At 72.1% G+C, this 24,743-nt stretch carries 25 protein-coding genes; 10 read left to right on the top strand and 15 right to left on the bottom strand.

Features of this window, described 5'->3' with window-relative positions; genetic code table 11:
- Nucleotides 1–17: 17 nt before the first annotated feature.
- Entirely contained in the window at nt 18–1,244 is a 1,227-nt protein-coding gene (locus tag ACZ6AA_RS11120; RefSeq protein ID WP_468459376.1) for an acyl-CoA dehydrogenase family protein, read from the bottom strand.
- 189 nt (nt 1,245–1,433) lie between these two features.
- Between ACZ6AA_RS11120 and ACZ6AA_RS11125 the strand changes: the two genes are divergently transcribed.
- Nucleotides 1,434–2,081, top strand: coding sequence for a TetR/AcrR family transcriptional regulator (locus ACZ6AA_RS11125; RefSeq protein WP_468459378.1), 648 nt, complete (start codon nt 1,434–1,436; stop codon nt 2,079–2,081).
- A gap of 51 nt (nt 2,082–2,132) precedes the next feature.
- On the opposite strand, the gene def is transcribed toward ACZ6AA_RS11125, so the two are convergent.
- Nucleotides 2,133–2,699 carry a peptide deformylase gene (gene def, locus ACZ6AA_RS11130; RefSeq protein WP_468459380.1) on the bottom strand — a complete coding sequence of 189 codons (567 nt, stop codon included), beginning with the start codon at nt 2,697–2,699 and terminating at the stop codon, nt 2,133–2,135.
- Nucleotides 2,700–2,836: 137 nt separating this feature from the next.
- Here def and ACZ6AA_RS11135 point away from each other — a divergent pair, with 137 nt between their 5' ends.
- The 5 genes from ACZ6AA_RS11135 to ACZ6AA_RS11155 all read left to right on the top strand — a co-directional run bounded on the left by ACZ6AA_RS11135 (nt 2,837) and on the right by ACZ6AA_RS11155 (nt 7,491).
- On the top strand, nt 2,837–4,084 hold the full coding sequence (locus ACZ6AA_RS11135; protein ID WP_468482272.1) for a MurT ligase domain-containing protein: 1,248 nt from the start codon (nt 2,837–2,839) through the stop codon (nt 4,082–4,084).
- Nucleotides 4,085–4,131: 47 nt separating this feature from the next.
- Nucleotides 4,132–4,860: a type 1 glutamine amidotransferase gene (locus ACZ6AA_RS11140; RefSeq protein ID WP_468459383.1), complete on the top strand. Its 729-nt coding sequence runs from the start codon at nt 4,132–4,134 to the stop codon at nt 4,858–4,860.
- Nucleotides 4,861–5,127: 267 nt separating this feature from the next.
- A complete protein-coding gene (locus ACZ6AA_RS11145; RefSeq protein WP_471457495.1) occupies nt 5,128–6,153 on the top strand; it encodes a 6-phosphofructokinase in 1,026 nt (341 codons plus the stop codon).
- A gap of 114 nt (nt 6,154–6,267) precedes the next feature.
- Complete coding sequence (locus tag ACZ6AA_RS11150) at nt 6,268–7,239, top strand: cytochrome c oxidase assembly protein (RefSeq protein WP_468459385.1); 972 nt, start codon at nt 6,268–6,270, stop codon at nt 7,237–7,239.
- A 93-nt stretch (nt 7,240–7,332) separates the two neighbouring features.
- The gene (locus tag ACZ6AA_RS11155; RefSeq protein ID WP_037656815.1) at nt 7,333–7,491 is read left to right on the top strand and encodes a hypothetical protein; all 159 of its coding nucleotides are present in this window, start codon (nt 7,333–7,335) and stop codon (nt 7,489–7,491) included.
- Nucleotides 7,492–7,581: 90 nt separating this feature from the next.
- On the opposite strand, the gene ACZ6AA_RS11160 is transcribed toward ACZ6AA_RS11155, so the two are convergent.
- Complete coding sequence (locus ACZ6AA_RS11160; protein ID WP_468459387.1) at nt 7,582–7,980, bottom strand: subtilase-type protease inhibitor; 399 nt, start codon at nt 7,978–7,980, stop codon at nt 7,582–7,584.
- Between the two features lie 322 nt (nt 7,981–8,302).
- Between ACZ6AA_RS11160 and ACZ6AA_RS11165 the strand changes: the two genes are divergently transcribed.
- The 3 genes from ACZ6AA_RS11165 (at nt 8,303) to ACZ6AA_RS11175 (ending at nt 10,663) form a co-directional block, all read left to right on the top strand.
- Nucleotides 8,303–9,046, top strand: a complete 744-nt coding sequence (locus ACZ6AA_RS11165; RefSeq protein WP_468459389.1) for a lysophospholipid acyltransferase family protein — start codon at nt 8,303–8,305, stop codon at nt 9,044–9,046.
- Nucleotides 9,047–9,132: 86 nt separating this feature from the next.
- Nucleotides 9,133–10,176 (top strand): NAD-dependent epimerase/dehydratase family protein, encoded by a 1,044-nt coding sequence (locus ACZ6AA_RS11170; RefSeq protein WP_468459391.1) that lies wholly within the window; start codon nt 9,133–9,135, stop codon nt 10,174–10,176.
- 1 nt (nt 10,177) lies between these two features.
- Complete coding sequence (locus tag ACZ6AA_RS11175) at nt 10,178–10,663, top strand: YbaK/EbsC family protein (protein ID WP_468459393.1); 486 nt, start codon at nt 10,178–10,180, stop codon at nt 10,661–10,663.
- A 54-nt stretch (nt 10,664–10,717) separates the two neighbouring features.
- On the opposite strand, the gene ACZ6AA_RS11180 is transcribed toward ACZ6AA_RS11175, so the two are convergent.
- Nucleotides 10,718–12,334 carry an alpha/beta hydrolase gene (locus ACZ6AA_RS11180; protein ID WP_468459395.1) on the bottom strand — a complete coding sequence of 539 codons (1,617 nt, stop codon included), beginning with the start codon at nt 12,332–12,334 and terminating at the stop codon, nt 10,718–10,720.
- A gap of 575 nt (nt 12,335–12,909) precedes the next feature.
- Between ACZ6AA_RS11180 and ACZ6AA_RS11185 the strand changes: the two genes are divergently transcribed.
- On the top strand, nt 12,910–13,761 hold the full coding sequence (locus tag ACZ6AA_RS11185; protein ID WP_471457499.1) for a S66 peptidase family protein: 852 nt from the start codon (nt 12,910–12,912) through the stop codon (nt 13,759–13,761).
- Between the two features lie 361 nt (nt 13,762–14,122).
- Here the strand turns inward: ACZ6AA_RS11185 and ACZ6AA_RS11190 are convergent, their stop codons facing one another.
- The 11 genes from ACZ6AA_RS11190 to ACZ6AA_RS11240 form a co-directional block, all read right to left on the bottom strand.
- Nucleotides 14,123–14,725, bottom strand: coding sequence for a DUF5994 family protein (locus tag ACZ6AA_RS11190; RefSeq protein ID WP_468459426.1), 603 nt, complete (start codon nt 14,723–14,725; stop codon nt 14,123–14,125).
- Between the two features lie 231 nt (nt 14,726–14,956).
- Nucleotides 14,957–15,439 (bottom strand): DUF5994 family protein, encoded by a 483-nt coding sequence (locus ACZ6AA_RS11195; protein WP_471457501.1) that lies wholly within the window; start codon nt 15,437–15,439, stop codon nt 14,957–14,959.
- A 145-nt stretch (nt 15,440–15,584) separates the two neighbouring features.
- Complete coding sequence (locus ACZ6AA_RS11200) at nt 15,585–15,983, bottom strand: DUF5994 family protein (RefSeq protein ID WP_468459430.1); 399 nt, start codon at nt 15,981–15,983, stop codon at nt 15,585–15,587.
- Between the two features lie 131 nt (nt 15,984–16,114).
- A complete protein-coding gene (locus ACZ6AA_RS11205; RefSeq protein WP_468459432.1) occupies nt 16,115–17,158 on the bottom strand; it encodes an acyl-CoA desaturase in 1,044 nt (347 codons plus the stop codon).
- Nucleotides 17,159–17,556: 398 nt separating this feature from the next.
- A complete protein-coding gene (locus ACZ6AA_RS11210) occupies nt 17,557–18,636 on the bottom strand; it encodes a fatty acid desaturase family protein (protein WP_468459676.1) in 1,080 nt (359 codons plus the stop codon).
- A 128-nt stretch (nt 18,637–18,764) separates the two neighbouring features.
- Nucleotides 18,765–19,958, bottom strand: a complete 1,194-nt coding sequence (locus ACZ6AA_RS11215) for a ferredoxin reductase (protein WP_471457504.1) — start codon at nt 19,956–19,958, stop codon at nt 18,765–18,767.
- 361 nt (nt 19,959–20,319) lie between these two features.
- Entirely contained in the window at nt 20,320–21,120 is an 801-nt protein-coding gene (locus ACZ6AA_RS11220) for an urease accessory protein UreD (RefSeq protein WP_471457506.1), read from the bottom strand.
- A complete protein-coding gene (gene ureG / locus ACZ6AA_RS11225) occupies nt 21,117–21,890 on the bottom strand; it encodes an urease accessory protein UreG (protein ID WP_471457508.1) in 774 nt (257 codons plus the stop codon). The genes ACZ6AA_RS11220 and ureG overlap by 4 nt, the downstream gene beginning before the upstream one ends.
- A 120-nt stretch (nt 21,891–22,010) precedes the next feature.
- Nucleotides 22,011–22,685 carry an urease accessory protein UreF gene (locus tag ACZ6AA_RS11230; protein WP_468482243.1) on the bottom strand — a complete coding sequence of 225 codons (675 nt, stop codon included), beginning with the start codon at nt 22,683–22,685 and terminating at the stop codon, nt 22,011–22,013.
- A 16-nt stretch (nt 22,686–22,701) separates the two neighbouring features.
- Complete coding sequence (locus ACZ6AA_RS11235; protein ID WP_468482242.1) at nt 22,702–24,423, bottom strand: urease subunit alpha; 1,722 nt, start codon at nt 24,421–24,423, stop codon at nt 22,702–22,704.
- Nucleotides 24,416–24,727, bottom strand: a complete 312-nt coding sequence (locus tag ACZ6AA_RS11240; protein WP_468459678.1) for an urease subunit beta — start codon at nt 24,725–24,727, stop codon at nt 24,416–24,418. The genes ACZ6AA_RS11235 and ACZ6AA_RS11240 overlap by 8 nt, the downstream gene beginning before the upstream one ends.
- Nucleotides 24,728–24,743: the final 16 nt, after the last annotated feature.

Genomic DNA, 24,743 nt, shown 5'->3' on the forward strand with positions numbered 1-24,743 from the left:
CACACGGCCCTCGCCCCTCAGCGGATCGGCAGCCCCGACAGCGTCCGCGCGATCACCAGGCGCTGGATCTCGCTCGTCCCCTCGAAGATCGTGTAGATCGCGGCGTCCCGGTGCATGCGCTCCACCGGGTACTCCCGCGTGTAGCCGTTGCCGCCGAGGATCTGGATCGCCTGGGCGGTGACCTTCTTCGCGGTCTCGCTCGCGAACAGCTTGGACATCGAGCCCTCGGCCGACTCGAACTTCTTGCCCGTGGTCGCCATCCAGGAGGCCCGCCACACGAGGAGACGGGCCGCGTCGATCTGCGTCCGCATGTCGGCCAGCTGGAAGGCCACGCCCTGGTTGTCGATGATCGGGCGGCCGAACTGCGTACGCGTCTTGGCGTACTCCAGGGCCTCCTCGTACGCGGCGCGGGCCGTGCCCACCGCCATCGCGCCGACCGCCGGGCGGGACGCCTCGAAGGTCGCCATGGCGGCGTTCTTCAGGCGCTCGCCGCCGCTCTTGGCACGCTCACGCGCGCGGGCGAGGCGCTCGTCCAGCTTGTCCTTGCCGCCGAGCAGGCAGGAGCCGGGGACGCGCACGTCCTCCAGGACGACCTCGGCGGTGTGCGAGGCGCGGATGCCGTGCTTCTTGAACTTCTGGCCCTGGGACAGGCCGGGGGTGTCCGGCGGCACGATGAAGGACGCGTGCCCCTTGGAGCCGAGATCGGGGTCGACCACAGCGACGACCACGTGGACGCTCGCGATGCCGCCGTTGGTCGCCCACGTCTTGGTGCCGTTCAGGACCCACTCGTCCTTGGCCTCGTCGTACACCGCGCGGGTGCGCATGGACGCCACGTCGGAGCCCGCGTCCGGCTCGGAGGAGCAGAAGGCGGCGACCTTCACGTCGTTCACGTCGCCGTACATCTGCGGGATCCAGGTGCCGATCTGCTCCTCGGTGCCGTTGGCGAGGACGCCGACGGCGGCGAGGCCGGTGCCGACGATGGAGAGGGCTATGCCCGCGTCGCCCCAGAAGAGCTCCTCCATCGCCATGGGTATGCCGAGCCCGGTGGGGTCGAAGAACTGCTGGGCGTAGAAGTCCAGGGAGTAGATGCCGACCTTCGCCGCCTCCTGGATCACCGGCCAGGGCGTCTCCTCGCGCTCGTCCCACTCGGCGGCCGCGGGCCGGATCACATCGGCGGCGAACCCGTGGAGCCAGTCCCTGACCTCCTTCTGCTCGTCACTCAGCTCCATGGTGAACTCGGCCATGACCCCTCCAGGACTGCGGAACCCTGCTACGTTACTTCCGGTAACTGGAGTGTGTTACCGGCTGGTAGCCGATGTCAACTCCCGGCAGCCCGTTCGATGCGCACCCTCACGCGAGTGTTACGTTTCGCGTGCGTCAGGCATTTCGCACGGCGCGTGCGTCACGCAATCGCACGGGCGGAGAGACACCCCATGGAGACCACGCAGCGGACCGATCAGCAGCGGTCCGCAGAGCAACGGCGACGCGAGCTTCTGGAGGCGGCCGACCGCGTCGTGCTCCGCGACGGACCCGGCGCCTCGATGAACGCCATCGCCGCCGAGGCGGGCATCACCAAGCCCATTCTGTACCGGCACTTCGGCGACAAGGGCGGACTGTACGCGGCCCTCGCCAAGCGGCACACGGACGCCCTGCTGGCCTCGCTGCGCGCCGCCCTCGACGCCCCCGCCGAGCGCCGGGAGCGGGTGGAGGCGACGCTCGACACCTACCTCGCGGCGATCGAGGCCCGCCCGCAGGTCTACCGCTTCCTGATGCACCCCTCGGAGGCGGGCTCCGCCGGCGACCAGGGCGGCTTCGACGTCGGCCTGCACTCCGCCCCGCTGCTGCGCCGCCTCGGCGAGGAACTGGCCGAGGTCATCGAGGAGCGGGTCGACCTCGGCCCGGAGAGCGCCCGTCTCGCCCGGGTCTGGGGCCACGGCATCGTCGGCATGATGCACGCGGCCGGTGACTGGTGGCTCGGCGAACGGCCCTGCTCGCGCGCCGAATTGGTGGGCAGCCTGGCCGACCTGCTGTGGGGCCGGCTCGCGGCGGCGGGCAACCGCATGGGCGGGCCCGGCTTCTGAGCGCTTCCCGGACGGCCTTCCGAGAGCATCCCGGGCGGCGGTGACCGCGGTTCAGGCCGTGGTCGCCGCCGCCTCGGCGCGGGTCGCCCACGGAGCCTTCGCCGCCTGGCGCAGCACCCGGCGGCGGCGCCACCCGGTGACGTGATCGGTGTACACCCCGCCCTCCAGGTGGTCGTACTCGTGCTGCAGGCAGCGCGCGAAGAAACCGGTGCCGTGCACCCGCACCGCCTCCCCGCGCATCGTGACGCCCTCGAGGACCGCGTGGTCGAAGCGCGGGGTCGCCGCCTCCAGCCCCGGCAGCGACAGACACCCTTCCGGCCCCCGGACGCTCACCCCGTCCACATCGACCAGGCGCGGGTTCACGAGGTGCCCGAGGTGGCGCACGTCCTCGTCGTCCGGGCAGTCGTACACGAACACCCTCAAACCCACGCCGATCTGATTCGCGGCCAGGCCGACGCCCTTGGCGGCGTACATCGTGGCGAACATGTCCTCGACGAGCGCGGCCAGTTGGGGACCGAAGTCGGTCACCTCCGCGCCGGGGGCGTGCAGCACGGGGTCGCCGAGCAGGGTCAGGGGTCGTACGCGCCCTGAGGCGCCCGGGATCGAGCCGTGTCGCATGGCGGCAAGAGTACGGTCCAGGGGAGAGCAGCAGCGTGAGCAGGTGGTGTGATTCGGGCTTGTCTGCCGATCTCGATAGGCTGGCCCGACACGATGCCGGGCAGGCGCGGCGCCGTACGCAAGGAGGATCACGAGAGATGGCAGGACACCCTGGCAGTGCAGACCCGCTGTCGCCGCGGGCCAAGCTGGCCGTGACGGCGGGCAAGGCGGCCGCGGCGGTGTCGCGCGCGGCGGGCCGCGGCAGTGGATCGGTGATCGGCGGCAAGGTGGCCCTCCGGCTCGACCCGGAGCTCCTCGGCCGGCTCGCGACCCACCTGGACGTGGTGCTCGTCTCGGCCACCAACGGCAAGACCACCACGACGCGGCTGATCGCCGAGGCCCTGGGCGCCAGCGGCCCGGTCGTCTCCAACGCCCTCGGCGCCAACATGCCTGCCGGAATCACCTCCGCGCTCGCGGGCGGCTCCGACGCGCGGTTCGGCGTCATCGAGGTCGACGAGAAGTATCTGGCGGGCGTCGCCCGTGACGTCGACCCCAAGGCGATCGCGCTCCTGAACCTCTCCCGTGACCAGCTCGACCGCGCCGGTGAGACCCGCATGCTCGCCGAGAAGTGGCGCGAGGGCCTGGCCGGTTCCAAGGCCGTCGTCATCGCCAACGCCGACGACCCGCTGGTCGTGTGGGCCGCCTCCTCCTCGCCGAACGTGGTGTGGGTGGCCGCGGGCCAGGAGTGGAAGGACGACGCCTGGTCCTGCCCGGCGTGCGGCGGTGTCATGCAGCGCCCCGGCGACGACTGGTTCTGCGGCGAGTGCGGCTTCCGCCGCCCCGCGCCGAGCTGGGCCCTCTCCGGTGACTACGTCCTGGACCCGCACGGCTCCGCCTGGCCCATCCACCTCCAGCTCCCCGGCCGGGCGAACAAGGCCAACGCCGCCTCGTCGGCCGCCGTCGCCGCCGTCTTCGGCGTGCCCCCGCAGGTCGCCCTGGAGCGGATGTACCAGGTGCAGGCCGTCGCGGGCCGCTATGACGTCGTCCAGTTCCAGGGCCGTGACCTGCGGCTGCTGCTCGCCAAGAACCCGGCGGGCTGGCTCGAAACGTTTTCGCTGATCGACCCGGCCCCGGCGCCGGTGGTCCTGTCGGTGAACGCCCGCGGCGCCGACGGCACGGACACCTCCTGGCTGTGGGACGTCGACTACACCCGGCTCGCCGGGCGCCCGATCTTCGTGCTCGGCGACCGCAAGCTGGACCTCGCCGTCCGGCTCGAGGTAGCGGGCCTGGACTTCCGTGTCTGCGAGACGCTCGACGAGGCCGTGCAGCTCGCGCCGCCCGGACGCATCGAGACCATCGCGAACTACACCGCGTTCCAGGACCTGCGCCGCCGCGTAGGCAACTGACGCCCCCGGACCCCCGCACTTCGAGACCTTCGTAGGGACCAATGAGCATGAGCGACAACAGCCTGCGGCTGGTGTGGGTCTACCCGGACCTGCTGAGCACGTACGGCGACCAGGGCAACGCCCTCGTCGTCGAGCGCCGCGCCCGCCAGCGCGGCCTCCAGGTCGAGCGGTACGACGTCCGCAGCGACCAGCCGGTGCCCACCTCCGGCGACATCTACCTGATCGGCGGCGGTGAGGACCGCCCGCAGCGCCTGGCCTCCGAGCGGCTGCGCCGCGACGGCGGACTGCAGCGGGCCGTGGGCAACGGCGCCATCGTCTTCTCGGTGTGCGCGGGCTACCAGATCCTCGGCAACGAGTTCATCAACGACCTCGGCCAGCGCGAGCCGGGCCTCGGCCTGCTCGACGTGGTCTCCACCCGCGGCGAGGGCGAGCGCTGCGTCGGCGACGTGCTCGGCGACATCGACCCGCAGCTGGGCCTGCCCGAGCTGACCGGCTTCGAGAACCACCAGGGCATCACGCACATCGGCCCGGGCTCGCGCCCGTTCGCCCGCGTCCGCCTCGGCAAGGGCAACGGCACGGGCGACGGCACGGAGGGCGCGTACAACGGCACCGTCTTCGGCACGTACATGCACGGCCCCGTGCTCGCCCGCAACCCCCTCATCGCGGACCTGCTCCTGAAGCTGGCCCTCGACGTGAACGCGCTGCCGCCGACGGACGACCGCTGGTACGAGGCTCTGCGCCAGGAACGGATCTCCGCCGCCCAGCAGCCCGCGTAGCGCCTCCGGCGGGGCGGGCGGCCCCTGGACGTGCGGAGCGGCCTGCCTCACCGCCGATCGCGCTGCGCGCTCGTCCTCAATCTCCCCCAAGCTCTTAAGGAGCAGGGGGGGACCCCCACGACGGGCTGAATCCGTCTCGGCCCGTGAGCATCGTGTCCAGCAGGCGGGCAGCGCTGCGATGCCCCTCCCCGCGCCGGTAGGGTGGCCGCGTTCCAGCCGGACGACGGGGTCCGGTCACCGACCCACGTGGCAAAGGTAATCCGTGCTATGCGCATTGGTGTCCTGACCTCCGGCGGCGACTGCCCCGGCCTGAACGCCGTCATCCGGTCCGTCGTCCACCGGGCCGTCGTCGACCACGGCGACGAGGTCATCGGCTTCCACGACGGCTGGAGGGGCCTGCTGGAATGCGACTACCGCAAGCTGGACCTGGACGCGGTCGGCGGCATCCTGGCCCGCGGCGGCACGATCCTCGGCTCCTCCCGGGTGCAGCCCGCCCATCTGCGTGACGGCGTCGAGCGCGCCAAGGGCCATCTCGTCGACCTCGGCCTGGACGCGGTCATCCCGATCGGCGGCGAGGGCACGCTGAAGGCGGCCCGGCTGCTGTCCGACGCGGGCCTGCCCATCGTCGGTGTGCCGAAGACCATCGACAACGACATCGCCGTCACCGACGTGACGTTCGGCTTCGACACGGCCGTCGGGGTCGCCACCGAGGCCCTCGACCGGCTGAAGACCACCGCCGAGTCGCACCAGCGCGTCCTGATCGTCGAGGTCATGGGCCGGCACACCGGCTGGATCGCGCTGCACTCCGGCATGGCGGCCGGCGCGCACGCCATCGTCGTCCCCGAGCGGCCCTTCGACATCGAGGAGTTGGCGAAGAAGGTCGGCGAGCGGTTCGAGGCGGGCAAGAAGTTCGCCATCGTCGTGGCCGCCGAGGGCGCCAAGCCCCGCGAGGGCTCGATGGCGTACGACGAGGGCGGCAAGGACGTCTACGGCCACGAGCGGTTCGCGGGCATCGCCCGGCAGCTCTCCCTCGAACTGGAGCAGCGCCTCGGCAAGGAGGCCCGCCCGGTGATTCTCGGCCATGTCCAGCGCGGCGGCACCCCCACCGCGTACGACCGCGTCCTCGCCACCCGCTTCGGCTGGCACGCCGTGGAGGCCGTGCACCGCGGCGAGTTCGGCCGGATGACGGCGCTGCAGGGCACGGACATCGTGACGGTGCCGCTGGACGAGGCCGTCGAGACGCTGAAGACGGTGCCCGACGAGCGGTACGAGGAAGCGGAGTGCGTGCTCTGACGCACATCCGCAGGCGCGTGTTCCGAACCGCCCCCGGTCGCAAGCGCGGCCGGGGGCGGTTCTACTCTGGTGCGGACACACAGCGCACAATCTGCACGAAACAGGAGCCAGCGGATGGATCACAGCGGGCACGGCATGCATGGCATGGACCATGGGATGAACATGGATCTGCCGCCGTTCACGCTGGGGCGGGGTCTCGAACCCTCGGCCGACCCCTTCTTCCTCATCGGCTGCCTGGTGGCCCTCGCCCTGTACGGGTGGGGCGTCGTCCGCCTGGTGCGGCGCGGCGACAAGTGGCCGGTGGGCCGCACGGTCTCGTTCGTCATCGGCGTCCTGACCATCCTGCTCGTGATGTGCACCAAGCTGAACGACTACGGCATGGTCCTGTTCAGCGTGCACATGGTCCAGCACATGATCATCAGCATGCTCTCGCCGATCCTGCTGCTCATGGGCGCCCCGATCACGCTGGCGCTGCGGGCGCTGCCGGTCGCGGGCCGCGGCAGCAAGGGCCCGCGTGAGCTGCTCCTGGCGCTGCTGCACAGCCGCTACGTACGGATCATCACGCACCCCGCGTTCACGATCCCGCTGTTCATCGCGAGCCTGTACGCGCTGTACTTCACGCCGCTCTTCGACACCCTGATGGGCTCCAAGGCCGGGCACATCGGCATGATGGTGCACTTCCTCGCCGTCGGCCTGGTGTTCTTCTGGCCGATCATGGGCGTGGACCCGGGCCCGCACCGCCCCGGCCATCTGATGCGGATGCTGGAGCTGTTCGCGGGCATGCCGTTCCACGCGTTCTTCGGCATCGCCCTGATGATGGCGTCCGAGCCCATGATCGACACGTACAAGAACCCCCCGGCCTCGCTCGGCGTCGACGCGCTCGCCGACCAGAACGCGGCCGGAGGCATCGCCTGGGCGTTCAGCGAGGTCCCCTCGGTGCTCGTGCTGCTCGCCCTGCTCTTCCAGTGGTACCGCTCCGACCAGCGCGAAGGCCGCCGCAAGGACCGCGCCGCCGACCGCGACGGGGACAAGGAGCTGGAGGAGTACAACGCCTATCTGGCGTCACTGGCGGCACGCGGACGCTAGCGCCCTGCTGGCATCGCGGGTGAGGATGGACTCAGGCCACGGTTCGGCGCCCGGGTGACCGGACGCCCGACCTGCGTTTGAGGAGGCAGGGCGATGCCTGGTTCTACGAAGACGATGGGCGCGTTCACCATCGGGGGGCTCGTGATGGTGACCGCGTACACGGTGGCGCTCGGGAGCAACGGCTGGCTGTGGTTCGGCTGGGTCGTGCTCGGGCTCCTCACGGTGGCGATGGTGTTCGCACGCACGACGTGAGACGCCACGGCGGCACCCGGGGGCGCGCCACGACGGGCCCCCCGCCCCGGGCGGGCCCGGGGAACCGCACGCGGACGGCGGGCACGACGCTCAGAAGCGGAAGACGTGCCCGGTCCCCGCGCCCAGGTGGCACGCGTTGGGATACGTCCGGTGCCAGTCCACCGGCCTGCCGCGGAACTCCCCGCTCGCGCTCACGGTGACCGGCGCGTACTCCATGGTGCAGAGCTCCGGCGCGACCGGCAGCGCCGCGAAGTCACCGTCGACGGCGTCCAGCTCGGCGCAGGCCCGCGCCGCGTGCGGGTGGTGTCCGGACGGCGTCGGCTCGCAGGTCAGCAGGACGCCCCGGATCCAGGTGTTCGCGTCGCCCGAGACGGTGAGGAAGAGGCCGGGCTCGTGGGGCGGAGTGCCCATGCCGGGGGCCGCGGCGGCGGGCGCGACGGCCGCCGCGAGCGCGATCAGGGCGGCCGAGGTGACGGTGAACGAACGCATGGGTCCTCCGGGGGCTGCGACGGACGCCTGTCACGGGCAGTGGTTTCGGCCACGGACGGTGACATCGGGAAGGTGCGGTGGCGTCGAGTACGGCTGGCACGGGTCGAGCACCGGCCAGAGCACCCTCGCGCCACCGGGCGCGGCAAGCCGCCGCGCCGGTCACTCCCCCGTACGGGCCCGCGCCCTCCCTCGTACGGGCCCGCCCCGCGCCCCACGCCGAGCGCGCGCCGCGCGATCCACAAGACCCGAACGGGCTCTCGCGCATGCGCCCGCGATTGACTACTGTGCGTCGGCACCACCCCCGGGGGAAGGCGGCGCCCGCATGTTCTACCTACTGCTCAAGTACGTGCTCCTCGGGCCACTGCTCCGGCTGATGTTCCGCCCCAGAATCGAAGGTCTGGAGCACATTCCGGAGCACGGTGCGGCCATCGTCGCCGGGAACCACCTGTCGTTCTCCGACCACTTCCTGATGCCCGCGATCATCAAGCGCCGCATCACGTTCCTGGCGAAGGCCGAGTACTTCACCGGGCCCGGCATCAAGGGACGGCTCACCGCCGCGTTCTTCCGCAGCGCCGGGCAGATCCCGGTGGACCGCTCCGGCAAGGAGGCCGGGCAGGCCGCGATCCGCGAGGGCCTCGGCGTCCTGCGCAAGGGCGAGCTGCTCGGCATCTACCCGGAGGGCACCCGCTCGCACGACGGCCGCCTGTACAAGGGCAAGGTCGGCGTCGCCGCGATGGCGCTCAAGGCGCAGGTCCCGGTGATCCCGTGCGCGATGATCGGCACCTTCGAGGCGCAGCCCCCGGGCAAGGTCGTACCGCGCTTCCAGCGCGTGACGATCCGCTTCGGCGAACCCCTCGAATTCTCCCGCTACGCGGGCATGGACGGCGAGAAGGCGGTCCTGCGCGCGGTCACGGACGAGCTGATGTACGCGATCCTCGGCCTGTCCGGCCAGGAGTACGTGGACAAGTACGCGGCCGTGGCGAAGGCGGAGGAGGCCGAGGCGGCGGCCGCGGAGGGGGCGCGGGCGGCGGCGGGGCGGAAGTTTCCGCGGCTGCCGTTGAGTTGAAGGGCGGCTCGTCCGGGGGTACGCCCTGCGTCTGCTGACCGCATAACCCGCGCGGCTGTCGCCCGGCGCGGGCGTACCGTCCGGGCATGAGTCGAGCAGTGGTGATCGGAGCGACAGGGCAGGTCGGGCGGGCGGCGGTCAGGGCGCTGGCCGAGGACGGCTGGGCGGTGACCGCGGCGTCGCGGGGCGGCGGGCGCGACGGCACCTGGCCGAAGGACGTGCGCGCGGCGCGCCTGGACCGCGCGGACGACGTGGCGTTCGCCGAGCTGGTCGGCGAGGGCTGCGACGTCCTCGTCGACATCGTGGCGTACGGGGCGGAGCAGGCCCGGCAGCTCGCGGCCCTGGCCGACCGGATCGGCTCGGCGGTGGTGATCTCCAGCGGCGCGGTGTACGAGGACGAGCGGGGCCGCGGCTTCGACACCCAGGACGAGCCGGACGGCTTCCCCCGCTACCCGGTGCCGATCCCCGAGACCCAGCGGACCGTGGCGCCCGGCACCACGACGTACGGCACCCGGAAGATCCAGCTGGAGCGGGACCTGCTGGCGCTCGGCGACCGGCTGCCGACGACGCTCCTGCGGGCGGGCGCGATCCACGGCCCGCACTGCCGCTCGCCGCGCGAGCTGTACTTCGTGAAGCGGGTCCTCGACGGCCGCCGCACCCGGATCCTGAGCGAGGGCGGCGCGAGCCGCTTCCATCCCGTGAACGTGCGGAACCTGGCGGAGCTGATACGGCTCGCGGCGCGCCACCCCGGCGCGCGGGTGCTGAACGCGGGCGACCCGGACGCCCCCACGGTCGCGGAGATCGGCGCGGCCGTCGACGCCGTGCTCGGCTTCGAGAGCGAGACGGTCCTCATCGAGGGCGAGGCCCCGGGCAAGGGTGTCGGCGTCACGCCCTGGACGGCTCCGCACCCCGTCGTATACGACATGTCGGCCGCCGAACGCGTCATGGCGTACAAACCGGTCACGACGTACGCCGACTCGCTGCCGGAGACGGTGAGTTGGCTCACGGACCAGCTCTCCGGCCGGGACTGGCGCGAGGCGTTCCCGGTCCTGGCCCGCGCCTATGATCCAGTGATCGATCTCTTCGACTACCGGGCGGAGGACGCCTGGCTGGCACGGCGGGAGGCCTGAGGTGACCGAGCACGCCCAGTACACGAAACTCATCGGACTGCTGGAGGAGCGTGGCGCGCACTACCGCGTCATCGAACACGCGCCGGAGGGCGCGACGGAGGCGGTGAGCGCGCTGCGCGGCCACGAACTCGCGCAGGCCGCGAAGTGCATCGTGGTGATGGTGAAGCTGGACAAGAAGAGGAAGAGCTACGTCCTCGCGGTCGTCCCCGGCGACCGGCGCGTGGACCTGAACGCGCTCAAGGCCCTGCTCGGCGGGGTGTACGCGGGCTTCGCCACGCAGGAGGTGGCGGAGCGGCTCTCGGGGAGCGTGAGCGGCACGATCCTGCCGTTCTCCTTCGACCCGGAGCTGGAGCTCGTCGTGGACCCGGCCCTGCTGGCGCACGAGGAGCTGTTCTTCAACGCGGCGCGGCTCGACCGCTCGCTGGCGCTGCGGACGGCGGACTACCGGGAGATCGCCCAGCCGAGGCTGGAAACGATCTCCCAGTAGCACCGCACCTACTGCTGACTGCTACAGACCGACTCTGCTGCAGACCGGCTCTGACTACGGCTTGGGCGTGGCGTGCGGGGTGCACGTCACGTCACGGCTGTCGAGCTTGCCGCTGAGCAGGTAGTTGTCGACGCGCTGGTTGAGGCAGGGGTTCTCGAGGTTGGTGATGCCGTGCGAACCGGCGTCCTTCTCCGTGATGAGGCGCGAGCCCTTGAGCCGCTTGTGCAGCTCGACCCCGCCCGGGTACGGCGTGGCGGCGTCGCGGGTGGCCTGGGCGATCAGCGTGGGCGGCAGGCCCTTGCCGGTCTTCACCTCGACGGGCTTGTGCTGCTTGCTGGGCCAGGTGGCGCAGGGCAGGTTCATCCAGGCGTTGGCCCAGGTCATGAACGGGTGGTCCTTGTGGATGCGGGTGTTGTCCCGGTCCCACTTCTTCCAGCTGGTGGGCCACTTGGCGTCGGCGCACTCGACGGCAGTGTAGACGGCGTTGCTGTTCTCGGAGGACTTGTTGCCGGCCACGTCGGACAGGTCGGGGCTGGCGGCCTCGATCAGCGGCTTCGTGTCACCGGCGACGTACTTGCTCCAGTTGGTGGCGATGGAGACCCAGGTGGAGTCGTAGTAGGGCGCGCTCTGGAAGTACGCGACGAGCTCGGCCGGGCCGACGACGCCGTTGAGCGGGTTCTGCTTGGCGGTGGCGCGAAGCTTCGCCCACTGGGCCTGCACCTTCTCGACGGTGTCGCCGAGGTGGAAGGTCGAGTCGTACTTGGCGACCCAGGTCATCCAGTCCTTGAGGCGGATCTCGAAGGCGACGTCCTGGTCGAGGTTGGCCTCGTACCAGATCTTCTTCGTCGAGGGGTTGACGACCGAGTCGAAGACCATGCGGCGCACGTGCGTCGGGAAGAGGGTGGCGTACACGGCACCGAGGTAGGTCCCGTACGAGACGCCCAGGTAGTTGAGCTTCTTCTCACCCAGCGCCGCGCGAATGACGTCCAGGTCACGGGCGGTGTTGGGCGTGGTCATGTGCGGCAGCATCCAGCCGCTGCGCTCCTTGCAGCCGTCCGCGTACTCGGCGGCGAGCTTCCGCTGGGCGCGCTTGTCGGCGGCGGAGTCGGGGACCGGGTCGAGCTTGGGAGCCTTGACGAACTCCTGCGGGTCGACGCAGGAGATGGGCGTGGAGTGGCCGACGCCGCGGGGCTCGAAGCCCACGAAGTCGTAGGCCTTGGCGGTCTTCTCCCACAGCTTGTTCTTGCTGGTGACGCGGGTGGGGAAGCGCAGGCCGGAGGCGCCGGGGCCGCCGGGGTTGTAGAGGAGCGCGCCCTGGCGCTCGTCCTTGGTCCCGGTGTTGCCGATGCGGTCGACGGCGAGCTTGATCTGCTTGCCGTTCGGCTTGGCGTAGTCCAGCGGCACGGTGACCCAGCCGCACTGGATGGGCTTGGCGATGCCCCAGTCCTCGGGACAGTCCTTCCAGGAGATGCCCTTCTTGGCGGCGCGCCGGGCGGCGACGGCAGCACCGGCGGCCTCCCGGTCCTTGGCGGCCGCGGCCTTGGCCGGGCCTCGATCGGCCCGGACATCGGCGCTCGCGGACGGCGCGGCAAGCGCCCCCGCCATCAACGTCGCCGCGACGAGTGTGCCCGCGGAACCGAACGTCACCGTCCGTCTGGTCCGCGTGGTCATCGGGGTACGACTCAAGTGGGGCCTCCCGCACATCGATTCGGTCGTTCGCTCGGTACGGGGATACTTGCGTCTGGGGGGTCCCTGACAACAGAGGTGTTGGGCGTTTTTTGCCAATCCGATAAACGGATTGGTTTGTACCGGTGAGCGGCCAGGGCAGGCCAGGGGCCCGAGCGACGCATCCGGCGGCGGCACGGCGCTGTCGGCTCTGACGCTCCCGCTGGACCTTCAGAGTGAGGTGGCAGGTGTCGCCTGCGTAGGTCCAGGCTCAGGCGAGGCAGCGGGAGGCACGGCGGTTGCCGCATGCGATGCGCAGTACGTCATCGGGTTCGTGGTCGGTGGTGTAGGCGCGCCGGACCGTCCCGTGGCCGGGGCGATGACCTTGGTGCTGCGAACGTACGGCATTGAGCACAGGGATCCTTCCGTGGAGAGGGCAGTCGATCGAAAATGCGCGGCTTGTCGTTGAGGGCGTCGGGATACTGCCGCGGTGACCTTTGCTGAGCTGCCTCGACTGCTGCGGCCTCGCGCCTTGGAGCCCGGAGACCTCGTCGTCGTCGCCGCGCTGTCCGGATCGCTCCATGCCAGATACGCGCCCGATCTCCAGCGAGATAGCCGAGGAGTTCAACGGTCTGCTGCGTGATCCCGAGGTGCGCGCGATCGTCGCGCACGACGGTGGCCAGACGGTGTTCGGATATCTCGACCTGATCGACTTCGACGCGATCAGGGCCGATCCCAAGCCGATCCTCGGCTACAGCGACATATCGCTGCTGCACCTGGTGCTCTACGCGCGCACCAGTCTGGTCGGGTTCCATGCCGACCTGGCCACGCCCGGTCTCGGCGGGCACTGGCAGAGAGCGTCCGCGGCCCGCCGGGAGGAGCTGGGGAAGCTCTACTCGACGCTGCTGACCGGCACGGAGCCGATCGGTGCGCTGCCCTCCGGCCCGTCGTGGGAATGCTGGCGTGCCGGGCGTGCCGAGGGTCCACTGGTCGGTGGGGTCATCAATCGCATTGCGCTGGTACAGGCGACGCCCTTCGCGCTGCCGCTCGAATGCTTCGACGGCGCGGTGCTGTTCTGGGAGGAACTGGGCGGCCAGGCACCGCACGTGTGGAGCTATCTGCAGATACTGCGGCACAGCGGCATTCTTGATCGGATCGCCGGCATGGTCGTGGGCATTCCGGAGGCGATCGACGGGCTCGACTCACCCGACGGCTCCCCGACCCTGTCCGAGATCGTCCTCGACGTCCTCGGAGACCGCGACATCCCGGTCCTGGGCCACGTCGAGTTCGGCCACGCCGGCCCGAACCTGCCGATGCCGGTCGGCATCCGCGTCGCCCTCGACGCGCAGCAACGGACGCTGTCGCTGCTGGAACCGGCGGTGCGGCGACTTACGGGGGGCCGGACCGGACGGCGGAGTAACGCGGACCAGTGAGTCCTTCATGAGGCCTGCCCGACCTGCCGAAGTGTCCAACTGCTGACAACGCTGACGCACAACGGCCGACAACCAGGAACGTAGAGGCGCGGGGGGTGCCGTCAGGGGCGGTGTCGTGGGCTGGAGTGGGATCGGGCGACGGTGCGGTGGGGTTGGCGTGTGTGGGGGTTGGTCGGATTGGTGTGGGTGGGCGGTTGTGGTGGGGGCGGTGGTGTGGGGGGTTTTGTGGTGGTGCGGGGGCGGCCGTAGGGGAAGGACGCGATGCGTTCGTTGTGTTGTGCGTTGAGGCGGTGGATGAGGAGTACTCCGAGGGCGATCATCGCCAGGAGGACTATCACGGTCACGACGGTTTCCATTGTTCTTACATCCTCTGCGGACGCTGCGGGCGTTGCGGTGTCGCGGCGTCCCGGTCGCGGGCCTCGTGGCCCCCTTCGGAGGCCCAGGCCTCCTCCACCGCCCGGTCGTTCTCCGCCACCGTCCGTCGGCGCGCGGCCTCCTCCATCAACCGGCTCGCGGTCGACGTTCCCAGTGGGTCGCTCCCGGCGGCCATGAGCCAGGCCGCCGTGTCCGGAGGGGTCTGTGGCGGGACCACCAGCAGGTTCCAGCGGCCCGCGCGGTACGAGAGGAGCATCAGCTCGTGGGGGTCCTGCTCGGCCCGGTACCAGCCCACCTTCAGCACGTGCCCCGCTACGGGCACCTTGCGCGGGACGACCGGCCAGTGGGCGGGATTCACCGTGACCCGGGTGATCCGGCCCCACAGTGGGTCGAGCACCGCCGTCAGCGCGGGGAGTTCCGCCCCGAGATCACGGGAGCGGGGCCACCAGGCGCCGTCCAGCAGCGAAGGCGGGGTTCCCGCGGGAGCTAGTGACAGGCGGAGAAGGGGTGAAGCGGGCCAGGACCCGGCGGAGGGAGGCGCGGTCGGCCTGGCCTCAAGGGTCGGCGGGAATGAGGTGGTCGCAGTCATGACGCGAACCCTGCCCCGGGCCGACTCGCACCGGCCCGGCATATTCGATCGCCGAAAACGACACAAGCGTGGCAGCCGGTGCGCGAAATATCCTCGGTAGTTCGAGCGTACTCCTCCGGCGAGTCGAACGACCCGGTCGTCGGGGCTTCCGTGACAGTCCGATGTACGAGAGGGCAGTTCGGACGTACGCGAGGCTGTCGGGCGTACACGAGGGCTGTCGGACGTACGCGATCAGGCCGGGCCCACCCGATCAGTGCCCGTGTCGATGAGGATCTGCTCGGCCTCGGCGAGGTTGTCCGCGCGGACCGCCGCCGCCATCGCGGCGCGTGCCGCGCCCGGTGTCGCGTGCGGCGGGACCACCAGCAGGGAGAAGTGGTCCTCGTCGCCGCGGGTGATGAGGACGGTGTCGTCACCGACCGGGGAGAAGTCGAGGTGCACGACACTGCCCCCGACGATCAGTCGCGTCGGCGCGTCCTCCCAGGCGCCGGAGTCCAGACCCACGCGCGTGACCGGACCGAGGTGTTCGGTCAGCGCGGCGATCAGACCGGGCAGTTCGGTGCCGATGTCGCGGGAACGCGGCCACCACGCGCCGTCGAGGATGCCCCGGCGTTCGTGTGTCGTCTCCAGGCGCAGGAAGGCCGTGCCTGGCCTGACGGCCTTGTGGATGGCGTCCGGCAGCAGCTTCGGGACGCTGGGCGGGTCGGAGTCGGACATCGCGTTCGCCTGCCTGCGGGTTCGGCGGCTCACGCGCGCGTACGGCGAGGGCGGTGCTGCCGCCGGGAAGACCTCACGACCTTCCTCATTTCACGGTACTCCTCGCTCCCCCTCCCCCCCGGCACCGAGCTCACCGGCGACGACGTCAGGCGTCTCCTCCCGCCGCGGCCGCCATGAGCGGCTCGGCCAGGCTCTGCGGGGTGTCGGGCGGTACGACCAGCAGGTCCCACCGGCCCTGGCCCGGGGCGAGCAGGCAGACCGTGTGCGGGGCGGACGCGGTGGTGCACCTGCTGAGGCGTACGACCTGGTTGGAGACCAGCATCCGGCCGGGTGTCGCGGCCCATGTCGCCCCGTTGACCGTGACGCTGCTGATGTGGCCCCAGGCCCCGGGCAGTCCGGCGAGCAGCCGCGGGAGTTCCGCGAGCAGGTCGTACGAGTGGGGCCACCACGCGCCGTCGATGGGGTGGGGCAGGTCGCCGCGGGGGGCGAGGCGCAGGCGGAGGAGCGGGGGTGAGGGAAGCAGGGGCTCCAGTACGGCGGTCATGAGGTCTCCGTAGGTTGGTGGGGGCCCGGATCTGGTAGGTGGCCCGGGGTCGGCAGGTGGCCCGGGGTCGGCGAACACCCCGGGGGCCAGCGAACAGCCCGGAGTCGCCGGGCAGCCCTGGCCGACCCGGTTCACAGACGGCGGGCGGTGACCCGCTCAGGTGCCGGCCAGCGCACGTCGTACACCCACCCGACCCGTTCGAGCAGGCGGATGACGGCGGCGGAGGGATCGATCTGGCCGCGGTCGACCCCGTGCCGGGCGCTGGTGGGGTCGGCGTGGTGGAGGTTGTGCCAGCTCTCGCCGAAGGAGAGCAGGGCCAGGGGCCACAGGTTGGTGGCCCGGTCGTGCCGCCGGGTGCGGAAGGGGCGGCTCCCGATCATGTGGCACAGCGAGTTCACGCTCCACGTCACGTGGTGGAGCAGCGCGATCCGCACAAGTCCCGCCCACAGCAGGGCGGTCAGGGCCCGCTCCCACGTACCGCCGATGGCCCACCCGGCCACGAACGGCAGCGCGAGCGTGAGGACGCACAGCGCCGGGAAGGCGCGGGAGACAGCCCGGATGTCACGGTCGGCGAGCAGGTCGGGGGCGTAACGCCGGGCGGACGTGGGGTCGTTGCGGAACAGCCAGCCGACGTGGGCGTGCGCGAGACCGCGCAACTGGCCGCGCAGACGCGTGCCGTAGCGGTACGGGGAGTGCGGGTCGCCGGGCCGGTCGGTGAAGGCGTGATGGCGGCGGTGCGTGGCGACCCAGCCGATCACGTCGCCCTGGAAGCTCAGCGAACCGGCCACGGCGAGTGCGACGCGCACGGGACGGACGGACTGGTATCCGCCGTGCGTGAGCCCGCGGTGGAAGCCGACGGTGACGCCGAGTCCGGTGACGATGTACAGCACGAGGGCGAGCAGGACGTCGGCGGGATGGATGAGGCTCCCCCAGAGCAGCCAGCCGGCCAGGGCGAGCCCCAGGAACGGGGCGACGACGATCACCGCCGTCACGAACACGTACAGGCGCTCACCGATGCCGCGTGGCGCGTCCGGTGCGTCGGCTTCGGTGGGGAAAGGCCCCGCCCCGTCGTATTCCTGGGAGGGCTGGGCGACGCTCGGCGGCGACGCGAGCGCCGCGGTGGGCGCGGTGGGCGCGGTCGCCGTTGTGGGGGAACTGCGCGTCGTGGACGACACGTTGGGGACTCCTTGACCTCGGTGCGGGTGGCGCGGCCGGGGTCACGGGCTGCCCCTGTACGGGTGACGGGTCGCTGTACTGCCCTCAGGCGTACCGCGACGGGACGGTCAGACCGCCTCGCGCGGATGCGCACGGTCGGCGGGCCGTCTGCGGATCTCGGTCCACGGCCGGACGGGGCGCGCGCTGTGCGGAGAGGCTTCGGCGGTCATAGGGCGGAACCTGCCTCCGAGCGCGCGACGCCCGGTGTCGTGGAACCACGAGGCCGAGACCGGCCTGAACGCCGGTATACGAAAGGTCCTCGCTCCCCTCACCGTACTCCTACCGGAATCCCGGGGTCTGCCGAAGTGGAGCCGAGCCCCTCCTCGCGGCCATGGCCGGGCCCCCTGCACCGCACGGCTCACCCCGGTACCGCGTACCGCACCACGCGCCCCCACATGGACGCGTACTGCCGCCACAGCGGTCCGGTCACATAGGGAACGCCGTACTCCGCGCACAGCCCCCGCACCTTCGGGACCAGTTCGGCGTAGCGGCTGCTGGGGAGGTCGGGGAAGACGTGGTGCTCGATCTGGTGGCCGAGGTTGCCGGACAGGACGTGCAGCAGCGGGCCGCCCTCGAAGTCGGCCGAGCCCTGGATCTGCCGCAGGTACCACTCGCCGCGGGTCTCCCCCTCGATGTCGGCCTCCGAGAACGTCCTGACGTCACCGGGGAAGTGACCGCAGAAGATCACCGTGTGCGCCCAGACGTTGCGCAGCACGTTCGCGGTGAGGTTGCCGAGCAGGCAGGGCAGCGCGGAAGGGCCCGCGAGGAGCGGGAAGAGGACATAGTCCTTGGCCGCCTGCCGGGCCCCCTTGCGGACCAGCCGCCCGACCTCGCCGAACAGGCTCCGGACGCTCTTGCGGCCCGCGGTCACGGCGTCCGCCTCCAGGTCGTACAGGGCGATGCCCCATTCGAAGACGGGCGCGAGCAGGGCCGCGTACAGCGGTTGCAGGAGGTACACGGGGCGCCAGGGCTGCTCGGGGCTCATGCGCAGGATGGTGTAGCCAAGGTCGCGGTCGCGGCCCACGACGTTCGTGTACGTGTGGTGCAGGTGGTTGTGGGTGTGCTTCCAGGCGTCCGCGGGGCTGAGGAAGTCCCACTCCCAGGTCGTGGAGTGGACGGCGGGGTCGCCCATCCAGTCCCACTGGCCGTGCAGGATGTTGTGGCCGAGCTCCATGTTCTCCAGGACCTTGGCGGTGGTGAGCATCGCGGTGCCCGCGAGCCAGGCGGGCGGCAGCAGGGAGACGGCGAGGGCGATGCGGCCGCCCGCCTCCAGGCCTCGCTGGACGGCGATGACCTTGTGGATGTACTGGGCATCGCGCGCCCCGCGCCCGGCGACGATCTCGGCGCGGAGCCGGTCGAGTTCGGCGCCGAACTCCTCGGTCCAGGAGGGTGGTTCGAGGGGATCCGCGTCGATCGCCTTCGACGGCGGTATCGGCATCGGCCGGTCTGTGGCGGCGGTCGAGGTCATGGAGGCTCCTTCAGGTTTCGGGCGGGGGTCGACGGTCGAAAGCAGGCGGGGACCGGGCCGTCGGAAACGAGGGGACTCGGCGGTCGAGTCCGGGAAGCTCAGCGGTCGAGTACGACCGGTCCGGCCGCGGCCTGGACGCAGGTCTGGATCAACTCGCCTTCCACATCACGCACTTCACCCGTGCGCAGATCGCGTACGCGCCCGTGGACCAGGGGCACGAGACAGCCGAAGCAGATGCCTCGGCGGCACCCGTACGGCATCGGCACGCCCGCGCGCTCACCGGTCACCAGGAGGGGGACGGAGGCGGGTGATGCCGCGTCGATCCCGCTGCGCGCGAAGCGCACTCGACCGCCCGGCTCGGCGGCCGAGGCGAGCGGGTCGGCGGAGGACAGGGCAGTCGGCGAGGCGAGGCGGAAACGCTCCACGTGCAGGCGCCTCACGGGCAGGCCCTCCGCGCCGCGCACCTGCTCGTCGCCGCGCCGCCGCTCCCCCTCCCAGTGCTCCCGCAGCACGTCGAGCATCCCCTCGGGGCCGCAGGCCCACGTCTCGCGGGACCACCAGTCCGGGCAGAGCAGGTCGATGTCGCGGCAGGTGACCCTGCCGGAGGTGCGGGTGTACCGCAGGTGGAGGCGGAGCCACGTCAACTGCCGCGCCATGTCCTCCAGTTCGGTGCGGAACAGGCACTCGTCCGGCGCGGGAGCGCTGTGCAGCAGCACGACGTCGACCTCCGGCCGGTCACGGCGGAGTACGAGCGTACGCAGCATCCCCATGACGGGCGTGACGCCGCTGCCCGCGGTGACGAACAGGATCCTGTCGGGTGTCGCGCCGGGCGCGGGGAGCACGAACTCCCCCTGTACCGGGCCGAGTCGGAGGACCGTGCCGGGTGGTGTGCGGTGCGCCAGGTGCGGCGACACCTTGCCGCGGGGGTCCGCCTTGACGGTGATGGTCACCTCGCGGCCGGGCGCGTCGGCGGCGGAGGTGAGGGAGTACGTGCGCCAGTGCCTTACGCCGTCCAACTCGACGCCCACCGGCAGGTATTGCCCGGCGCGGTGGCCGCCGCTCCACCCGCGGCCCGGGCGGATGACGAGCGTGGCGGAGTCCGCGGTCTCGGGTCGCACGGCGGTCACCTTGCCTGCCGGGTGCCGTGCGGACAGCAGCGGATCGACGAGGCCGAGGTAGTCGTCCGGGGCAAGGGGTGTGGTCAGGGTGCCCAGGGCCGGGAGGAGGCGTCTGCCGACCCAGCCGGGGAGGCCCCAGGGCGGCGACGGCGGACGGGGTGCGAAGGCAGGCATGCGTGGGGCCCTTCCGAGGGGACTCCAGGGCGGGCTTCCGCCAGAGAACCACGCCGGGGCGCCGGGCGTGGGGTCACCGGGAGCCGTTCCCGCCACCCGCGCCGTCGCCACTGCCTGGCAGGACGTCCGCGGCAGGACGGCAGCCGACGGCGGCGGGGGCCGCGGGCTGGCACGACGGCCGAGGTCCGCGGGCCCGCGCGCCGTCCCGATTGGCCGGATCGGGCCGACGCGCCTCGCGGGGGCGCGTACGCGATCCCGGAACCCGGTCCTCCGTCGCCGGATTCCGGGGCATCCGGGGCGCCCAGGACATCCGGGACGCCGAGGGCAGGCAGGCCGGACGGGGCGGCCACCTCGCGGCGGGCTACGTCAGGCGGTGCAGGGCGTCGTCGAGGATGTGGCGCAGGCGCAGGGCGTCCGGGGCCAGGGCGGTGACCAGGGCCGCGGGGCCCGCCAGGGGGGTCAGCGCGGCGGAGTCGCCGAGCATGGCCGACTTCGGGCAGTCGTGCTCGAACTCCGTTCGTACGACGACGAGTTGACCCACGGCCCGATGGCCCGCCAGGACCGCGGGGCCGTCCCAGCCCGCCGGGGCACCCGGCCCGCACGACAGCTCCTGGTCGAGGAGGGTCCGGCCGGCGTGGCGCACCGTCAGTCTGCTGTGCAGCAGCCCCGGGGCCTCGCCGGTCCGTCCGAGGACCTGTTCCTCGCGCAGTACGAGCCGTCCGCCCGCCCCGACGTCGGCCCGCGTCGTGACACGCAGATCGCTGCCGCGCGCCGAGATCAACTGTTCGGGCAGCCACCGCAGCTCCGCCCCGTCGGCGACGGTGAGCGACACGTCGTACCGCGCCGGTGCCCCGTCCTGGCCCGGCAGCGCGATCGTCGCCGCGGCGGATCCGACGCTCAGCCTCGCCCCCTCGGCGACCTCCGCCTCCACGGCCAGGTGGTCCCCGCCGAGGGGGCCGCTCATCGCCCCCACCAGCGTGACGTGGGCCGCGGGCCCCGTGGCGCGGGTGCGGCGCAGGGCGAGGGGGGCCTCGCCGTGCAGGACGGGCAGGGCGGTGCGGCCGTGTGCGTCCGCGCGGGCGGCTATGCGGGCTCGGGCGTGGACGCCTGCGGGGCTGGAGGGGCGATCCGCGGTGGCGGAGGTGGGGGCGGGGAGGCTCACTGGGCTGGTGCCGTCGCCTTCGCCGCCGTCCCCACGGGCCGCGCCGTCTCCCCAGGCCCCGCCGTCCCCACGGGCTCTTTCGTCCCCGCCGCCCCCGCCGTCCACGACACGTGCTGCTCACGTACCCAGCGCGCCACCGCCGTCACATGCTCCTCCGAGCGCAGCGACTGGAACACCACCGGCAGTTCCGCGCGCTGGGCCTTGGCGTCGGCGGCCATCCGGGCCAGGTCCGAGCCCACGTGCGGGGCCAGGTCCGTCTTGTTCACCACCAGGAGGTCGGCCGTGGTGACGCCGGGGCCGCCCTTGCGCGGGACGTCGTCGCCTCCCGCCACGTCGATGACGAAGATCTGGGCGTCCACCAGGCCGCGCGAGAAGGTCGCCGTGAGGTTGTCGCCGCCGGACTCCACCAGGATGAGGTCCAGCGGGCCCACCTCGTCCTCCAGGTCCTCCACCGCCTCCAGGTTCGCGGATATGTCGTCCCGGATGGCGGTGTGGGGGCAGGCTCCCGTCTCCACCGCGGTGATGCGCTCCGGGGGGAGGACCGCCTCACGGAGGAGGAACTCCGCGTCCTCGCGCGTGTAGATGTCGTTGGTGACGACTGCGAGGGAGAGTTCGGTGCGGAGGGCCTGGCAGAGGGCGGCCACGGTGGCCGTCTTGCCCGAGCCGACCGGGCCGCCGAGGCCGATGCGGAGGGCGCGGCGGGTGCCGTCGGGGCGGTGCGCGTCGGCGCTGATCGCCTTGGACTCGTCGTGGGTGTGGTCGAGGTGCATGGTCGCTTCGCTCCAAGAAATCGGTCGGTGTGTGGTGAGGGGAAGGTGCCGGTCGTTCTCAGCCCGTCCGGCGTTCGAGGACGGGACCGAAGGCCGATCGGCGGTGCCCTCGGCAAGGCCCTACGACGCGAACAACCGCACCGGCCACCCCGCATGCCCCTCCGCCCCCACCTCCAGGAGCGGCGCCGACGCGGCGGGCAGGACGTCCACCCCCTCCCCCACGGCCCGCCGAGCGGCCTCCGCGGCGTCGCGGGCCACGCCGTCCAGCTCCGGTGCGAGCCGGGCCAGAACGGCCGTCGCGTCGAACGGGTCGAGGCTCAGAAGGCGTACGACGGCGGTGGCGGGGCCGCTGACGGCCTCGTACGCGGAGCAGTACGCGGCGTCCTCCGCGCCGAGCCCGGCCGCGCGCGCGGCCACGCCGAGGACGACCGGCTGGTGGGCCCCCTTGGGGAACTCCCTTGCCAGCGCGTCGAGTTCGACTGCGGGCCAGGCGACCCGCGCGGCGCGCAGCAACTGCCGCCCGAGCCTGCGCGCGGCCACCCGCAGCGCGGCCGACGGCGTGCGCGCGTCCGCCGCCCCGTCGAGGGCGACGGGGTCGACCCCGAGCGCCCCGGCCGCGGCGAGGGCGGCCGACACCATGCCGGTCGTGTGAAGGCGGCCCCGGCAGAAGTCCTCCAGGGACGCCGCCCCGGTGATCCGCCCCGCCTTGACGGCGGCCTCGGCCCCGCCGGAGTGCGCGTGCCCTCCGGCGGGAAAGCGGCCGTCGGCCAGGACGAGCAGTGCGGCTCGTGACATGTCGGGCCACCGCCCCTCAGAAGAGGAAGTACCGCTGGGCCAGCGGCAGTTCGGCGGCGGGGGCGGGCTCGACGAGTTCGCCGTCGATGCGTACGGCGAAGCTGTCGGGAGCGACCTCGACGTGCGGGAGGGCGTCGTTCTCGCGCATGTCGGCCTTCGTACGGCCCCGGGTGGAGGCGATCGGAACGAACTGCCGCTCGAGTGCAAGGCGTTCGGGCAGGCCGTCGTCCAGCGCGGACCGCGTGACGAAGTTCAGGGAGTTGCGTGCGGGCGCCCTGCCGTGGCCGCCGAACATGGGGCGCGGAAGGACGGGCTGCGGGGTCGGGATCGAGGCGTTGGCGTCGCCCATCTGCGCGTACGCGATCTGCCCGCCCTTCAGGACCACTTCGGGCTTGACGCCGAAGAACGCCGGTTCCCACAGCACCAGGTCGGCCAGCTTGCCGCTCTCGACCGAGCCCACCTCGCCCTCGATGCCCTGGGCGATCGCCGCGTTGATCGTGTACTTGGCGACGTACCGGCGCGCCCGGTGGTTGTCGGCGCGGGTGTCCCCGGGGAGCGGCCCGCGCCGCCGCTTCATCACATGGGCCGTCTGCCAGGTGCGCAGGACGACTTCGCCGACGCGGCCCATGGCCTGGGAGTCGGAGGACATGATGGAGATGGCGCCGAGGTCGTGGAGGATGTCCTCCGCGGCGATCGTGGTCGGGCGGATGCGGGACTCGGCGAAGGCCAGGTCCTCCGGCACGGCCGGGTTGAGGTGGTGACAGACCATCAGCATGTCGAGGTGCTCCTCGACGGTGTTGACGGTGTGCGGGCGGGTCGGGTTGGTCGAGCTGGGGAGCATGTTCGGCAGCGAGACCGCCGTGATCATGTCCGGGGCGTGGCCGCCGCCCGCGCCCTCCACGTGGAAGGCGTGCAGCGTGCGTCCGGCGACGGCCGCGAAGGTGGCGTCCACGAAGCCGGCCTCGTTGAGCGTGTCGGTGTGGACGGCGAGTTGAGCGCCCGTGTCCTCGCACACGTTCAGGCAGGCGTCGATCACCGCAGGGGTCGCGCCCCAGTCCTCATGGATCTTGAAGCTGACGGCGCCCGCGCGGAGTTGGGCGTGCATCGACTCGGCGGACGTGGTGTTGCCCTTGCCCAGGAAGCCGATGTTGACCGGGGCGTTCTCCAGGGCGGCGAACATCCGGGCCAGGTGCCAGGCGCCGGGGGTGATGGTGGTGGCCTTGCTCCCCTCGGCTGGTCCGGTGCCGCCGCCGATGAGGGTGGTGACGCCGGAGGCCAGGGCCTCGTCGACGATCGTCGGCGAGATGAAGTGGATGTGCGTGTCGATGCCGCCCGCGGTGAGGATCTTGCCGTTTCCGGCCAGGATCTCGGTCTCCGGGCCGATGACGAGGTCGGGGTGCACGCCGTCCATCGTGTCCGGGTTCCCGGCCTTGCCGATGCCGGTGATCCGGCCGTCGCGGATGCCCACGTCGGCCTTGACCACACCCCAGTGGTCGATGATCACGGCGCCGGTGACGACGGTGTCGGGGGCGCCTTCGGCGCGGGTCGTGCGGGACTGGCCCATCGACTCGCGGATGACCTTGCCGCCGCCGAACACCGCCTCGTCGCCGGAGCGTCCGGGGCCGCCGGAGCGGTCCTCCTCGATCTCCACGAGCAGCCCGGTGTCGGCGAGCCGGATCCGGTCGCCGGTCGTCGGGCCGAACAGGTCGGCGTACGCGGCGCGGGACAGCTCAGCCATCGAGAGCACCTCCGGTCTCGCCGCGCAGCCCGGGCACGACGCGGGCGCCCGCGAGGGGGACCAGCGTGACCTCGACGGGGATGCCCGGCTCGAAGCGCACGGCGGTGCCCGCGGCGATGTTCAGCCGCAGGCCGTGCGCGGCGGAACGGTCGAACTCCAGGCCGGGGTTGGCCTCGGCGAAGTGGTAGTGGGAGCCGACCTGCACGGGGCGGTCGGCGGCGTTGAGGACGGTCATGCGGGTGGTGGGGCGGCCCTCGTTGAAGGCGACGGGACCGTCCGCGAAGAGGATCTCGCCGGGGACCAGGCCGGTGTCCACGCCG

Source organism: Streptomyces sp. NPDC040610 (genome assembly GCF_055594065.1).

What these genes read in the sequence shown, in the direction of transcription:
- ACZ6AA_RS11170 (WP_468459391.1), top strand. Translation starts at nt 9,133, where the DNA reads ATGAGTCGAGCAGTGGTGATCGGAGCGACAGGGCAGGTCGGGCGGGCG.
- ACZ6AA_RS11140 (WP_468459383.1), top strand. Translation starts at nt 4,132, where the DNA reads ATGAGCGACAACAGCCTGCGGCTGGTGTGGGTCTACCCGGACCTGCTG.
- ACZ6AA_RS11165 (WP_468459389.1), top strand. Translation starts at nt 8,303, where the DNA reads ATGTTCTACCTACTGCTCAAGTACGTGCTCCTCGGGCCACTGCTCCGG.
- ACZ6AA_RS11180 (WP_468459395.1), bottom strand. Translation starts at nt 12,334, where the DNA reads ATGACCACGCGGACCAGACGGACGGTGACGTTCGGTTCCGCGGGCACA.
- ACZ6AA_RS11190 (WP_468459426.1), bottom strand. Translation starts at nt 14,725, where the DNA reads ATGACTGCGACCACCTCATTCCCGCCGACCCTTGAGGCCAGGCCGACC.
- ACZ6AA_RS11145 (WP_471457495.1), top strand. Translation starts at nt 5,128, where the DNA reads ATGCGCATTGGTGTCCTGACCTCCGGCGGCGACTGCCCCGGCCTGAAC.
- ACZ6AA_RS11120 (WP_468459376.1), bottom strand. Translation starts at nt 1,244, where the DNA reads ATGGCCGAGTTCACCATGGAGCTGAGTGACGAGCAGAAGGAGGTCAGG.
- ACZ6AA_RS11125 (WP_468459378.1), top strand. Translation starts at nt 1,434, where the DNA reads ATGGAGACCACGCAGCGGACCGATCAGCAGCGGTCCGCAGAGCAACGG.
- ACZ6AA_RS11185 (WP_471457499.1), top strand. Translation starts at nt 12,910, where the DNA reads ATGCCAGATACGCGCCCGATCTCCAGCGAGATAGCCGAGGAGTTCAAC.
- ACZ6AA_RS11135 (WP_468482272.1), top strand. Translation starts at nt 2,837, where the DNA reads ATGGCAGGACACCCTGGCAGTGCAGACCCGCTGTCGCCGCGGGCCAAG.
- ACZ6AA_RS11215 (WP_471457504.1), bottom strand. Translation starts at nt 19,958, where the DNA reads ATGCCTGCCTTCGCACCCCGTCCGCCGTCGCCGCCCTGGGGCCTCCCC.
- ACZ6AA_RS11150 (WP_468459385.1), top strand. Translation starts at nt 6,268, where the DNA reads ATGGATCACAGCGGGCACGGCATGCATGGCATGGACCATGGGATGAAC.
- ACZ6AA_RS11230 (WP_468482243.1), bottom strand. Translation starts at nt 22,685, where the DNA reads ATGTCACGAGCCGCACTGCTCGTCCTGGCCGACGGCCGCTTTCCCGCC.
- ACZ6AA_RS11160 (WP_468459387.1), bottom strand. Translation starts at nt 7,980, where the DNA reads ATGCGTTCGTTCACCGTCACCTCGGCCGCCCTGATCGCGCTCGCGGCG.
- ureG (WP_471457508.1), bottom strand. Translation starts at nt 21,890, where the DNA reads ATGCACCTCGACCACACCCACGACGAGTCCAAGGCGATCAGCGCCGAC.
- ACZ6AA_RS11235 (WP_468482242.1), bottom strand. Translation starts at nt 24,423, where the DNA reads ATGGCTGAGCTGTCCCGCGCCGCGTACGCCGACCTGTTCGGCCCGACG.
- ACZ6AA_RS11195 (WP_471457501.1), bottom strand. Translation starts at nt 15,439, where the DNA reads ATGTCCGACTCCGACCCGCCCAGCGTCCCGAAGCTGCTGCCGGACGCC.
- ACZ6AA_RS11210 (WP_468459676.1), bottom strand. Translation starts at nt 18,636, where the DNA reads ATGCCGATACCGCCGTCGAAGGCGATCGACGCGGATCCCCTCGAACCA.
- def (WP_468459380.1), bottom strand. Translation starts at nt 2,699, where the DNA reads ATGCGACACGGCTCGATCCCGGGCGCCTCAGGGCGCGTACGACCCCTG.
- ACZ6AA_RS11155 (WP_037656815.1), top strand. Translation starts at nt 7,333, where the DNA reads ATGCCTGGTTCTACGAAGACGATGGGCGCGTTCACCATCGGGGGGCTC.
- ACZ6AA_RS11200 (WP_468459430.1), bottom strand. Translation starts at nt 15,983, where the DNA reads ATGACCGCCGTACTGGAGCCCCTGCTTCCCTCACCCCCGCTCCTCCGC.